This is a genomic window from Sphingopyxis sp. P1IMeth2, assembly GCF_900185685.1.
Classification (GTDB): Bacteria; Pseudomonadota; Alphaproteobacteria; order Sphingomonadales; family Sphingomonadaceae; genus Sphingopyxis; species Sphingopyxis terrae_A.
The window spans coordinates 253,531-267,151 of record NZ_FYAT01000014.1 but is presented as its reverse complement, the minus strand read 5'-3'; the positions used below and the strand labels follow the sequence as shown (position 1 = coordinate 267,151).

General features: G+C 65.2%; 10 protein-coding genes. 5 read left to right on the top strand and 5 right to left on the bottom strand.

The genetic code is table 11. From position 1 onward, the window contains the following. Positions 1 to 3: 3 nt before the first annotated feature. Positions 4 to 801 (bottom strand): 2-keto-4-pentenoate hydratase, encoded by a 798-nt coding sequence (locus tag P1IM2_RS14830; RefSeq protein WP_313906815.1) that lies wholly within the window; start codon positions 799 to 801, stop codon positions 4 to 6. A gap of 156 nt (positions 802 to 957) precedes the next feature. On the opposite strand from P1IM2_RS14830, the gene P1IM2_RS14825 reads away from it, so the two are divergent. Together P1IM2_RS14825 and P1IM2_RS14820 are read left to right on the top strand one after the other, a co-directional pair. Further along, on the top strand, positions 958 to 2,016 hold the full coding sequence (locus P1IM2_RS14825; RefSeq protein WP_062903118.1) for a LacI family DNA-binding transcriptional regulator: 1,059 nt from the start codon (positions 958 to 960) through the stop codon (positions 2,014 to 2,016). A gap of 33 nt (positions 2,017 to 2,049) precedes the next feature. Further along, positions 2,050 to 3,540 (top strand): UxaA family hydrolase, encoded by a 1,491-nt coding sequence (locus P1IM2_RS14820; protein ID WP_062901813.1) that lies wholly within the window; start codon positions 2,050 to 2,052, stop codon positions 3,538 to 3,540. Between the two features lie 2 nt (positions 3,541 to 3,542). On the opposite strand, the gene P1IM2_RS14815 is transcribed toward P1IM2_RS14820, so the two are convergent. Both P1IM2_RS14815 and P1IM2_RS14810 read right to left on the bottom strand, forming a co-directional pair. Beyond that, positions 3,543 to 5,123: a family 43 glycosylhydrolase gene (locus tag P1IM2_RS14815; protein WP_062903117.1), complete on the bottom strand. Its 1,581-nt coding sequence runs from the start codon at positions 5,121 to 5,123 to the stop codon at positions 3,543 to 3,545. Positions 5,124 to 5,234: 111 nt separating this feature from the next. Beyond that, positions 5,235 to 8,078, bottom strand: coding sequence for a TonB-dependent receptor (locus P1IM2_RS14810; protein ID WP_062901812.1), 2,844 nt, complete (start codon positions 8,076 to 8,078; stop codon positions 5,235 to 5,237). Positions 8,079 to 8,386: 308 nt separating this feature from the next. On the opposite strand from P1IM2_RS14810, the gene P1IM2_RS14805 reads away from it, so the two are divergent. The 3 genes from P1IM2_RS14805 to P1IM2_RS14795 are packed head-to-tail and all read left to right on the top strand — an operon-like array spanning position 8,387 to position 11,082. Continuing rightward, a complete protein-coding gene (locus P1IM2_RS14805) occupies positions 8,387 to 9,703 on the top strand; it encodes a polysaccharide lyase family 1 protein (protein WP_238929777.1) in 1,317 nt (438 codons plus the stop codon). Then, entirely contained in the window at positions 9,700 to 10,110 is a 411-nt protein-coding gene (locus tag P1IM2_RS14800) for a cupin domain-containing protein (RefSeq protein ID WP_062901810.1), read from the top strand. Before P1IM2_RS14805 ends, P1IM2_RS14800 begins: the two co-directional genes overlap by 4 nt. After that, positions 10,111 to 11,082: an alpha/beta hydrolase gene (locus P1IM2_RS14795; RefSeq protein WP_062901809.1), complete on the top strand. Its 972-nt coding sequence runs from the start codon at positions 10,111 to 10,113 to the stop codon at positions 11,080 to 11,082. It abuts the gene before it with no gap. Positions 11,083 to 11,104: 22 nt separating this feature from the next. Here the strand turns inward: P1IM2_RS14795 and P1IM2_RS14790 are convergent, their stop codons facing one another. Then, the gene (locus P1IM2_RS14790) at positions 11,105 to 12,601 is read right to left on the bottom strand and encodes a carboxylesterase/lipase family protein (RefSeq protein ID WP_238929630.1); all 1,497 of its coding nucleotides are present in this window, start codon (positions 12,599 to 12,601) and stop codon (positions 11,105 to 11,107) included. Between the two features lie 4 nt (positions 12,602 to 12,605). After that, positions 12,606 to 13,616: a sugar kinase gene (locus P1IM2_RS14785; protein WP_062901807.1), complete on the bottom strand. Its 1,011-nt coding sequence runs from the start codon at positions 13,614 to 13,616 to the stop codon at positions 12,606 to 12,608. Between the last annotated feature and the right edge of the window lie 5 nt (positions 13,617 to 13,621).

Here is a 13,621-nt window from a genome sequence, read left to right as displayed (position 1 = left end):
CTTCTAGAGGCTTTCGATGCGGCAGCCGACGCGGATTTTTCCGTCGAACAGTGCTTCGGCGGTCTGACCCGCCCGGATTTCATGGACGCCGGTGATGGCGCCTGCCGACACCCATGTTCCCGGCGCAATGGGGATGCCGCGGGCGCGCAAGGTGCGGGCGAGGAATGCCGCCGACCCGAAAGGCCCGTCGAGCATCGTTTCCATCGTCGCCGCGCCGACCTGCGCGCCGTCGATGAACATCGCGACGGGCATGCGGATCAGATCGGCGTCGCGCCAGTCGGCGATCGGCGGACCGAGTACGAGCCCCTTGTTGTTGCCGTAATCGGACGCGGTAACTGCGGGGCCGTGCAGGTTGATTTCGGCGAAAGGAGAACTCGCGATCTCGATTCCGGTGCGCACCTCGTCGATGCAGTCGCGAATCGTATCGGCGTCATAATCACCGTCGCCGACGGCGCCGAAGCGCAAAAGGATTTCGGCCTCGGCTGCGGCGAATCCCGGCACGAAGACCGGCATAACGGGCCGGTCGCCCGCCGATCCGTCGCGGATTTCGTCGCTGAATATCGGCCCGGTCAGACGATTGCCGCCATAGCGGCCAACGAGCTCGGCCGCGATCCGCCCCACCTTCCAGCCACCGATTTGCCGCCCGTCGAGCCGGATCGCATGATCCTGGATCGCATAGGCGTCGGCTAGGCTGTCCGGCATGACGCCGGGATAGGAGGTAAGCGGTGTCTTTTTGGCGCGCGCGGCGAGAAGCGCCTGGGCCACATTTTCCGCTTCGCTGTTCGCGCTCATCTTTGTCATTTCCCTCTTCCGGCTTTCGCTCTAAAAGACACCGGTGTCAAAAGCAAGCGAATAGCCGCCGACCCGGTTGATTTCGGCGCCATGAACGCTCACTAGGTGGGAAATGGTGCCGATCTGCGGAACATCCGGCGGGGCAGCGAGCGGAGTGCAGACAATATGCCAGCGACGAAGGGCGGACAGGGTACGAAGCAGCCGACGATCAACGACGTCGCGGCGCTTGCCGGCGTGTCGAAAAAGACCGTCAGCCGCGTCATCAACCGGTCCGAATTCATCGCCGAAAAGACACGCAAGGCGGTTCAGGAAGCGATCGAAACCCTGGGCTTCGTGCCCAATCCGCAGGCGCGCGCCCTCGCCTTTCGGCGCAATTTCCTGATCGCGCTTCTGCACGACAATCCCAATGCCCAGACGGTGCTGAATTTTCAGCAGGGCGTGCTCGACGCGATCAAGGACAGCGACCTGGCGCTGCTCGTCCGCCCGGTCGATCGCGGGTCCGACCGGATGCTCGAGGATGTCCGCGTCTTCCTGGAAAAGCAGCGCCCGATCGGCGCGATGCTGCTCCCGCCCATTTCCGAGAATGATGCGCTCGCCGCTCTGTGTAGCGAATTGGGGGTGCGCTATGTTCGCGTCGGCTCGGCGCCGCTCGACGATGCCGCGCATTGCGTCTCGTCGAACGACCGCGAAGTCGTGGCCGAAGCGGTGCGCAAGCTGATCAGCCTCGGCCATCGCCGCATCGGCTTCGTGCGCGGCCCTGTCGGGTTCCGGTCGGCCGCCGAGCGCGAGGAGGGTTTTCACGCGGCCCTTCGCGAAGCCGGCCTGACGTTGCCGCCCGATTATTTCGCGCCGGGTAATTATCGCTATGCGGCGGGGGTCGAGGCGGGCGAAAAGCTGCTGTCGCTCGCCGAACCGCCAACTGCGCTCTTCTGCTCGAATGACGAGATGGCGGCCGGGGTTATGAGCGTGGCGCACGGCAAGGGCATCGCGGTGCCGGGCGACCTGTCGATCATCGGGTTCGACGATTCGCCGACTGCCACGCATATCTGGCCTGCGCTGAGCACCGTCCGCTGGCCGATCCGCGAAATGGGCGCGCGCGCCGCGCGAACGCTGGTCCCCGATTTTCTCGACGGGGCAGCGCGCACCGCAGCGGCCGACGAAAGCCCGGTGCTCGCGTCCACCTTTGTCGAGCGCCAGTCGGTCGCTCCTCCCACCACAGCCTGAGCCTTCCGGCGGATGGCAGAGAGAAACGCGCATATGACACCGGTAACCGCTATCAGGATCGCGCCCGAGGACAATGTGGCCACGCTGTTGGCCGACGCCGCGGCGGGCGACAGCGTCGCCGTCGATGGCGGGCGAATCGTCGCGGCGAACGCCATTCCGCGCGGGCATAAAATCGCTACCGCGGCTGTAGCGCGGGGCGACGCGGTGACCAAATACGGCTTTCCGATCGGGCGCGCCTCGGTCGCGATCGAAGCCGGCGACCATGTTCACAGCCATAATCTGGCGACCGCGCTCACCGCCGACACCGCCCCCCTTCCCATGTTCGCGCAGACCGATTCCAGGTCCGTCCGCGGCGCGGACCGCGCCTTCCGCGGCCATCGGCGCGCCGATGGCCGGGTTGGGACACGCAATGAGATCTGGATCATCCCGACCGTCGGCTGCGTCGGCAATCTCGCCGAACGGGTCGCGCGGATTGCGGCGACAAAACACGCCGGAAGCGTCGATGGCATCCACGCTTTCAAACATCCTTTCGGCTGTTCGCAACTTGGCGACGACCTTTCGCACACGCGTGCGCTGCTGGCCGGGCTGGCGCAGCATCCCAATGCCGGGGGTGTCCTGATCGTCGGCTTGGGATGCGAGAATAATCAGCTCGGGGCGTTGATCGAATCCATTCCCGCAGCGAGGCGGACGCATATTCGCAGTCTGGCCGCCCAGTCGGTCGAGGATGACGAGGCGGCCTGCCTGTCGCTGATCGAGGAACTGGTCGGCATCGCGGGGCAGGCCGAACGGAGCGAAGCGCCGCTTTCCGAGCTCGTCCTCGGGGTCAAATGCGGCGGGTCGGACGGCATGTCCGGATTGACCGCCAATCCGCTGGTCGGCCGTACGGGCGACAGCATTGCGGCATCGGGCGGGCGGGTGATCCTGACCGAAATTCCCGAAATCTTCGGTGCCGAGCCCATGCTGCTGAGCCGCGCGGCATCGCGCGACGTCTTCGATCGCGCGGTGGCACTGATCGACGACTTCAAGGCCTATTTCGTACGCCATGGCGAACCGGTGAGCGAAAATCCCTCGCCGGGGAATGTCGCGGGCGGCATCACGACGCTTGAGGAAAAGTCGCTTGGCGCGGTTCAGAAGGGCGGCAAGGTTCCGCTGACCGATGTGCAGCGCTATGGCGGTCGGGCGACGCGCCCCGGCCTGACCCTGCTCGAAGCGCCCGGCAACGATGCCGTGTCGTCGACAGCATTGACCGCGGCCGGTGCGACGCTGATCCTGTTCACAACGGGCCGCGGAACGCCGCTCGGCTTTCCCGCCCCGACGCTCAAGATCGCATCCAACACCGCCCTCGCCGACCGCAAGAGCGGCTGGATCGACTTCGATGCCGGCCGGGTGCTCGACGAAGGCTTCGGTGGCGCCGCCGACGCGCTGCTCGATCTGGTGATCGAGACGGCATCGGGACGCCCAACGCGGTCGGAAGCCAATGGCGAACGCGATATCGCGATCTGGAAATCTGGCGTTACGCTCTAGGGTCAGCTCAGCGCCGAGAAGCGGAAATTCCGGAAACGCGCCTGCCCCGACCCCGCTGCGTACAGCCCCGGGCGCAGCATCAGAAAGCCGCCGCGGACATTGTGGTGATAACCTGACACCTCCATCCCGCGATCGAAGCGGGTCCAGCTTTCGCCACCATCGCCGCTGGTGTCGAAGGTGACGATATGCGCATCGTTGGTAACCCGTAGGCGCATCCGGCAGCCATGCGGATTGACGGGCTGAGCCCGTTCGATCCCATATTGATGCGTCACGAAGCGGTCGGCATCGAAACCCAGTCCGCAATAGAGACGCTCGTCGTAAAAGAGGATCAGGCCCGCCGTCACGCCAGAGTCGATATCGATATCGCATTCGAAGCGGTAGGACCGGTCGCCCGCGATTAGGAGCAGCGGCGATGAATCGGACGGCGCCCGCCCGCGCGCCGCAAGGTGCAGCGCGCCGTCCGCAACGGCGGCACGCGCGCGCTCGTCGCGTGCGGGCTTGAAGAAATTCCATTTTGCGCCGAGCGCCAGCGACGTGAAATCGTCCGACAGCGCCATGCCATGCAGACCGGCAACGCCGCCAAGCGGCTTCGCGAGCGGCCGCGACAGGTCGCCCCCTGTCATCCGCGGCCAGCCGTCGGTGGTCCATTCGACAGGATCGAGCAGCGTCTGGCGCCCCAGCGTCCAGAAGTCCTTCTCATAGCCGTGATAGACGCTCCACCAATCGCCCGACGGACCTTCCACAAGCGTCGCATGGCCGCGCGACCACCAAGCCTCGTCGCGCGAAACGGTGCGGACGATCGGATTGGCAGGGCAGTTTTCCCATGGCCCGTGGATCGAGAGGGCGCGCGCCGCGATGACCATATGGCCGGTGGGCGGTCCCGCGGTGCCGCCCACCGCGGTGATCAGATAGAAATAGCCCTCGCGGCGCACGATCTTTGGCCCCTCGGGCGAAAATCCTTCGACGACCCAGTCGGCGGGGTAGCGCCAGGGATCATAGACATGCTCGGGTTCGCCTATCCGCGACAAGCCATCGTCCGACAGCCGCACGCGGTCGCCGCCCGACAGGAACAGCCAGCGCGAACCATCCTCGCCGACGGCATGCCCGGGGTCGATATGATCGGGCAGGTCGAGGTCGACGGGATCGCTCCACGGACCCTCGATGTGGTCGGCCCAGATCACCCAGCTCGTGTTCGGTCCCTTGGTCGGAATGTAGAGAAAATAACGGCCGTCATGCTTGCACAGCTCGGGCGCCCAGACCGATCCGATATTGCGGGTGAGCGCCGGGGCGACGGAGCGCCAGTTCACCAGATCGCGCGAATGCCAGATGACCAGGCCGGGATAGGAATCGAAGGTTGAAAAGGTCATGTAATAGTCGTCGCCGTCCTTGAGGATCGACGGATCGGGATGATCACCGGCCATGATCGGGTTGAGGAAGCGGCCGTCGCCGCAATCGGCGCGGCGCTGCCCATCGGCACCCCGCCCCCATTGCGGCTCCGATGCCGGGTCCGCGGGAGCCGACATGGCCCGCGCCTTGCCCGGCGCCGGACCGAGCCCGGCCGCCAGCAGGCCGGCGCCAGCCATTTTGAACAGGTCGCGGCGATCGGTCACAGGCGTCCTCCTCTTGCGCCAAAGAAAAAGGCCCGGCCCTCGCGCGCGAAGACCGGGCCTATTTCCGGGACTAATTCTGATGGATCACATCTTGAAGCGCGCGCCGAACAGGATGGTGCGGCCAAAATGATTATTCTCGTAATTCCGGTCAGCATCGAAATCGGTGTAGCGATAGCGATAGGTGTCGAGCAGATTATTGCCCTCGACCGACAGTTCGACCCAATCGGTCAACTTGTACCGGATCGAGGCGTCCATGTTCCACGTCGCGCCATAGCCTTCGAAGACGTTGCCGGTGCCGCTGTTCGCATCGATGTAGCGGCTGCGATAGCTGGCCGACACGCGCGCGCTGAAGGCGCCGTCGTCGTAATAGAGCGTGCCGTTGTAGGCGCGCTTCGACACGCCAAAGAGCGTCGCCGAGCGCACCGCATTGACCAGCGCCCCACCCGGGACCACCGCCGGCCCCTGAACATTATAATCTGCGTCCGAACTGATGAAGGTCGCGTTCGCAAGCACCCCGAAGTGGCTGATGAAACCACCGCTGGTGAAGGCGCTGAACGGAACCTGCGCAGCGAGTTCGACGCCTTTCAGCGTGGCCCCGGCCCCGTTAACGTTGGCAGTGATCGTATAGATCTGATTGGGATCGAAATTGAGGAAAGCCGGCGAACTCGGCGGGATCGCGTCCTTCGGCAGGCCGGTGGATGCAAAGCTGGCGCTGAAGGCCTGGCTGATCGGGAAGCTTTCAACCTTCTTCACGAAACCGGCGATCGACAGAACCGCCTGCGGCGCGAAATACCATTCGACACCAAGGTCGAAATTGGTCGCCCGATAGGGATCGAGCTGCGGGTTGCCATAGCTGATCTTGTAGTTGAAGCCGTCGATCGAGCCGCCTGGCGTCAGATTGCCGAGGGTCGGACGCGTGATGACCTTGGCGATCGCACCGCGGATAATCACGTCGCGGCTCGGGTAGAGCGCCACGTTGAACGACGGCAGCCAGTCGTCATAGGTGCGATCGACCGTGACGGTGGTTCCCGACAGGACGCCGGTCGACGATTGCGCCGTATGCGCATAGCGGATGCCGGCATTGCCCGCATATTCGAGCCCGAACAATTCGCCCTTGGCATCGAACTCGATATAGCCGCCCGAGACGGTTTCCTGAACCGCACGCGTATTGCCCGTGTCCGGATTGGCGGTGCGGCTGTAAAGCTGGGTGAAGTCCGTGGCCGCAGGGAAGGACGGGATAAGCCACTGGGTCGTCGTTCCCGCCGGCTGACCCGCCTTGCCGAGCGTGAACAGTTCGGCAAGCTGCGAGGTGACCGGAAAGCCGTAGACGGCAGTCGGCCCAAAGACTCCCGACGCCGAGCAGGTCAACGTACCCAGAACGCGGTCGACCCCGCCGTTGCCGCAAACCGCCGTGTCGCGGGTGAAGGCGACCGCATCGAAGTTGAAGCGGCGCCACATCGCGCCGGCCTTGACCTGAAAACCGTCGGTCACGTCCCATTCGGTACGGAGCTGGGCGGTCTTGAAGCGGTTGGTGACGTTCGAGGGACGATCGCGAATTTCGGCGAGCTGGAAATTCGCCGGATCGGTTACGCTGGTGCCGAAGGTGAGCACCGGGTGCTTCATGTCGCTGTAGTCGTAGGAATAGCCCTGCGCATCGCGGTCGTCGAACACGACGGTCGTTTCGACGGGAATGTCGGCGTCAGACTTCGACAGGCCGCCCAGAACGGTGAAGCGGAAACGGTCCGAAACATCCTGGTCCCAGCTTCCGCCGAACTGATAGAAGCTCGTCTTCGACTGGCGCAGATAATGTTCGGTGCGCACCCACGCATCGTTGAGCGTCGCCGAGATCATGTTGCCGTTCGAGTCATAGACGGGATCGACGACGTTGATCGACCGCTCATTCGAACGCAGCAGCACTTCACCCCATTTTTCCTCGCGATCTTCGCGGAAGCGCGAATAGAGGGCGTCGAGCGAAATCCGGGTGCTTTCGGTCGGTTCGAACTGGATCGAACCGGTCAGGCCGAGGCGTTCGCGGCGGTGTTCGATCTCGCCATAGCGCGGGATGCGCGGATGAAATGCGAGAGCCGCCGCGTCGCACGCTGCACCAGAGACATAGGTGCCGCCGCTGTTCGGGGCCGTCCAGCAATTGGTACCATCGACCGAGTCAAAACGCGCCTGCGCCCAACGCACGCTATTGTTGCCGAGTTCAAGCGTATTGCCCTTCGAATAGGCTGCGGAAACCGAGGCGCCAAAGGTGCCCGCATCGTTGCGCCAGCTGAGCAGCCCGGCGACACGCGGCCCCAGATCCTTCGACAGGTCGTTGTAGGAACCGACGACCGACAGCGCGCCGTGCAGCCCGGCCTTGCCGCCGAGCGGATTGCCGGTGTTGAGATCAACCACCGCGCCGAGCGAGCCTTCGTCGAGCGAGGCTTCGGCGGTCTTGTGGACGACGATGCTGCTGAAAAGCTCCGATGCGAAGACATTGAAGTCGAAGGCGCGATCGCGATTGGCCGAGGCGCCGTCGGTCGAGGTTGCGACGGTTTCCAGGCCGTTCAGCCGAACGCGGGTGAATTGGGCGCCCAGACCGCGCACGGTGATTGCGCGCCCTTCGCCGCCGTCGCGCTGGATCGAGATGCCGGGAATGCGCTGAAGCGATTCTGCAAGATTCTGATCGGGAAATTTGGCGATGTCTTCGGCCACGATCGCGTCGACCGCCGCCACCGAGTCGCGCTTGACGTTGAGCGCGGCCTGCAGCGACTGGCGAAAACCGGTCACGACAATCTCGTTGCTTGCCGCATCGTCGGCAGCGCCCGCATCTGCTGCGTCCTGCGCCCAGGCCGGCGTCGCGACCAGCACCGCAAGCGAAACCCCCGAAGCCAGCCTGACCAGAGTGCGGCCACCCCGCGCGTTATGAAAAGCCATCGTCATCCTCCCTTTTCGCAGCGCATTCCTGCCTTTGGCAAGGAATGACACCGGTTACTTTCGTCGAAGTGCAAAATCGGATCGACTGCACGTCCCCTGCGATAGAGAGTTGCGGATTGGCCGCCGTCATTGCGGTCGGCCCAAGCGCCCTCTCCCCAAAATATGTTCTTGACCGGTTTAGGTAACCGGTGTCAAAAATGATTGAAGCAAGCAGCGGTCTATGTCAAGACCCAATGCGAAGGAGAGATGCCATGTCGAAAAAACTGTGGATTGCCGCGCTGTTTCTGGCTGCGGCCGTACCCGGAGGCGCCGCGATGGCGGCTCAGGCGCAGGCAATCGCCTTCCCCGGCGCGGTCGGACCGGCCGCCGCGACTCCGGGAGGACGCAGCGGAAAAATCCTTCGCGTCACGACGCTCGCCCCCGACGGTCCGGGGTCGCTGAAGGCCGCGATCGAAACGCCGGGTCCGCGAATCGTCGTGTTCGAGGTCGGCGGCGTGATCGACCTCGGCCGCAGTACCCTGACCATCGACCAGCCCTATCTGACGATTGCCGGCCAGACGGCCCCCGGACCCGGCATCACGATCATTCGCGGCGGCATCGACGTGAAAGCGCATGATGTCGTGCTGCGCCACCTGCGCATCTATACCGGCGTTGACGGGCAGCCGAAGCGCAGCGGCTGGGAAGCCGATGCCTTCTCGACGGTCGCCGCGCACGATGTCGTGGTCGATCATTGCACCTTTTTGTGGGCGCTCGACGAAAATATGTCGGCATCAGGTCCGCGCTTCAAGGGCGCGACGGTCGCCGAATGGCGCGACGGGACCAGCCGCAATGTGACCTTTTCGAACAATCTGGCGGCCGAGGGGCTGGCCGACGCCAGCCACCCCAAGGGCGAGCATAGCAAGGGGTCGCTGATCCATGACAACACCACGGGCATCGTCTTCTATCGCAATGTCTGGGCGCACAATGTCGAACGCAATCCGCTGATCAAGGGCGGCGCGCAGGCGCTGATGATCAACAATCTGATCTACGATCCGGGCCACCGCGCGGTGCACTATAATCTGATGAATCTCGAATGGGTCGGCCACGACTATGTGACGGGCGAGATCACCGCGATCGGCAATGTCATGCGCGGCGGCAATCATACCGACGAGGGGCTGCCCTTTCTGATGCTCGGCGGCGATGGCGACCTGCGCTTCTATGGCCGCGACAATATTGCGGTCGACCGGCACGGCAACGCGCTGCCCGAATTCGGCCGCTATGGCGAAACCCGCGCGCAGCTTATCCGCTCGGAGGCCCCGCTTGCGCCCACCGATGGGTACAAAATCCTGCCGGTCCACGATGTCGAAACGTCGGTTCTGGCGACCGCAGGCGCGCGGCCCTGGGCGCGCGATGCCGAAGAGATCCGCATCCTGTTCTTCGTCGCCGAAGGACGCGGCGACATCATCGACGACGAAAAGCAGGTCAGCGCCTATCCGAAGGTGACCGAACCCGTACGCGCGCCCTTCGTAGAGAAGGATTGGGATCTGGCGACGATGGAACCCAAATCGGGCACTTATCCGGGCCAGACCACCCCCATGCCGCAAGAACATCTGTCGGCGCGCGACCTCGATTCGCGCGGCGGCGTCAAATGACGCCGCTGCTCGCGCTGCTGCTCGCCGGAAGCGCGGCACCGGCGATGGTGGTCATCGACGAGGCCGCGACGATTCGGGAAGAGCCGCCGCCGCACGGCGCCATCGGCCAGTCGACCGCGTGGCGGATCAGCGACGCCGTCCCCGCCCCGCGCAGTTTCGAATTTCGCAAGCGCGCGCTGCACGCGGGTGCGGCGATCGGCATCCACCCGATCGACCATGACGAAATCTATTATGTCGTCTCGGGGACCGGCATCGTCCATTCGGACGGCGAGGAACAGGCGCTGAAGCCGGGGATGGCGGCGTGGCTCTATCGGGGCGCCCGCGTCGGCATCCGCCAGACCGGCGACGAGGCCTTGGTGCTCATCATCGCTTATCCAGACGCCGATCCGAAACCGGAGGCACCGTAGATGGTGCTCGGTCGCCGCGAACTGATGGCCGCCAGCCTTGCGCTGCCCTTTGCGGGCGCCGCAGCCGGAGAAGTATGGACGCGGCCCGCCGGCCTTGTCCCCGACGCCAGCATCCCGCTGTGGCCGGGCGGGCATATCAAGCCGCCGCCGGGCCTTTCCGAAGAGATTGTCCAGCGCAGCGACGATCCCGACGCCAGTGACCGGATGCTTCAGCACATTACGCGGCCGCGGCTCGACATTTTCCGGCCCGACAAACCCAATGGCGCCGCGGTCATCCTCGCGCCCGGCGGCGGCTATCGCTACGTCGTGATCGACAAGGAAGGCTATGAGCTGGCGCGCTGGCTGAAGGCGCGCGGCGTGACGGTCTATGTGCTCTTCTATCGCCTGCCCGGCGACGGCTGGACGAACGGGTCCGACGTTCCGCTCGCCGATGCGCAGCGGGCGATGCGGGTCGTGCGCCGCCGCGCTGCGCTCGACGGCATCGATCCGGCACGCGTCGCTTTCGGCGGGTTTTCCGCGGGCGGGCAGGTCGCAACAAGTCTGCTGACGCGCTTCGATGCGCAGGTCTATGCACCGCTCGATGGGGCCGATACGCTGTCAGCGCGCCCCGACGCGCTCGCCGCCATTTATCCGGTCGTGTCGATGGACCCGGCAATCGCGCATGCGGTCAGCCGCGAAAAGCTGATCGGCGCGCATCCCGACGCGGCGCGCGAGGCGCTTTATTCGCCCGAGCGCAACACACGCGCCGACATGCCGCCGCTGTGGCTGCTCCACGCCGAGGACGACAGCGTCGTGAAGATCGACAACAGCCTGCGTCTGCAGGCGGCAACGCGGCGCGTCGGCGTGTCGTGCGAGGCACATTATTTCGCCGAGGGCGAGCATGGCTTCGGCCTGCTGAAAACGGCGGGCCTGCCCGTCGCCATCTGGCCCGAATTGCTGTGGGGCTGGTTGAAGGGGCGACAGATCGTCTGATCCATCGACGCTGCAGGCCGAATCAGGTTCCGGGCTGAATATAGGGGACACGCGCGAACAGCTCGCGCTCCCATCGCCGGGGATCGTTTTCGACGCGGCTCACGGTGTCGAAGATCATCGTCTCACGCTGCGCCAGTGTATAGGCGGACCAGCCCGGGTTGCCGGTGCGCGCAAAGCGCACGAAGGCGCCCATCACCACGTCGCTCATCGCCCGCTGTGCCGGCGTGGGATCGGATATGGTGCCGAAGCTGAGCCCGATGTCATCGGTATGCTTCGCCTGCTCGAAATCGAGCTGATAGACGAAGGCCGGCGCGCCGGCGCGGGCGCGCGCCTCGGCCTCCTCGACCTGCCCGCGCCAGCTCCGCGCTGCGGTGACGATGCGGTGGAACAATTCGGTCACCTCCGCCTGCGGATAACGGGCACGAAATTCGCTCACGACCCATTCGGGCAAGATGTCGATCCGCATCTGCGGCGCGATCCGGGCGGCCAGATTGTCCATCGTCAGCCCCGCAAGTGGCGGCTTGTCGGGCGCATAAAAGGCGCGTGTTTCCATCACGACATTGCCGAGCATCATCGGAATATCCAGCGACTGCGCCGGCGCGTCGGGCCAGAAGGGGTGGCGCATCAGATGCGTCATGTCGAGCACCGGCCCCATATAGAGGCCGCCGCCAAGGACCGGATCGGTCGCCGACAGCGCGGCGATCAACTGTTCGACCGGCGCGGTCGCGGGATCGACGCCGGGGCCGAGCCTGGCGAGAAAGGCTTCGGCGCGCTTTGTCGCGTTGAGCGGCCCCGACGCAGTGACCTGCTGCCCGCTCATCGTGATCGCTTTGTGGAACAGCCCCTTCGCTTCGGGCATCGCCATCAGCGTCGCGATCTTCGCGCCGCCGCCCGACTGGCCAAAGACGGTGACATTGCCCGGATCGCCACCGAAGGCCGCAATATTGCGCCGGATCCATTGCAGCGCGACGATCAGGTCGAGCTGCCCGGCATTGCCGCTGTCGGGAAAGCGCGGGTCGAGTCGCGCGAGATAGAGATAGCCGAGCGCGTTCAGCCGGTGGTTGACGGTAACGACGACGACATCGCCGCGCGCCGCCAGATTTGCGCCGTCGTTGATCGGGTCGGTGACGCTGCCGGTCGAATAGGCACCGCCGTGGAAATAGACCAGGACGGGGCGCTTGCGCTTCTCGTCGAGCGCGGGTGTCCAGACATTCAGGAAAAGGCAGTCTTCAGATTGCGGCTGGTAACGATCGCCGGTCTGGGGACAGGCAGGGCCGAAGCCGCTATCCTGCTGTTCGGCGTGGAGGACGGGAACGGGCGCACGAAAGCGCGCCGCGCGGGCATAACGGATCCCGGGATAGGCTAGGATTGGGGCAACCTCGTCTTCTCCCCAGCCCAGACTGCGATATTCCCCGTCGGGGGCGTCGATGACAGCATGCACGGGCGTAGCGCGGGCCGTTGGCGATGCGGCCACGACCAGCAGCCCCGCCGCGCCGCCCAGCAACGCGCGACGACTCATCCTCTCAGCGCCGGACATCGAGTCCGCCGCCGTGGAAGGCATCGATATCGGTTTCACCAAACCGGCTGGCATCGCCCGGCAGCGAATGTTTGAGGCAGGTGAGCGCAAGGCCGGTTTCGGCCATCGCCTTGACGTCGGCGCCCTTCAGGTGCGCGTGCAATACGCCAGCGGCAAAAGCATCGCCCGCCCCGATCCGGTCGACGATGCCGGTCACATCGACCTCGGCGGTCTGATGCGCGCCCCCGCGCAAATCGACGCGCGCGGCGATGCGGTGGTGATCGGCGGTCACAATGTGGCGCGCGGTCGAGGCGATGAGTTTGAGCGCGGGGAAAGCGGCAAAGCCAGCCTCGGCCGCTTCGCGCCGACGATCCTCGCCCTCCCCCGAAAATTCGCGCCCCAGCACGAGCGAGAGGTCGCGGTGATTGCCGAACAATATGTCGGCGCTGCCGATCAGTTCGGACAGGATCGCACGCGGATCGCTATCCCACGCGTCCCACAGCATCGCGCGGTAATTGCCGTCGAAACTGACGGGAACGCCGAGCCGCCTTGCGGCGCGTGCCGCCGCAAGCGCCGCCGCGGCCGAACGCGGCCCGAGCGCCGGGGTAATTCCCGACAGGTGGAGCAGCCGGGCGCCCGTCAGCAGCCGGTCGAAGTCATAATCCTCCGCCCCGCTTTCCGCGAAACTCGATCGCGCGCGGTCATAGACGATTTCGGAGGCGCGCAGCCCGGCGCCGACGCTCAGGAAATAGAGCCCCATGCGCCCCGGATGAAGCGTGACGGCGGTGCAATCGACGCCTGCGCCGCGCACCGCCGCCACTGCACCGCGACCCAGTGCATTCGAAGGAATTTTGCCAACCATCGCGCAATCGTGACCAAGATGCGCGAGGCCGATCGCGACATTCGCCTCGGCTCCCCCGACTTGGAGCGCAAGCGAGGGCGATTGCATCAGCAGCTCGTTGCCCGGCGCGGTCAGGCGGATCAGCAGTTCGCCGAAAAAGACAAGACGGCTACCCATCGCGC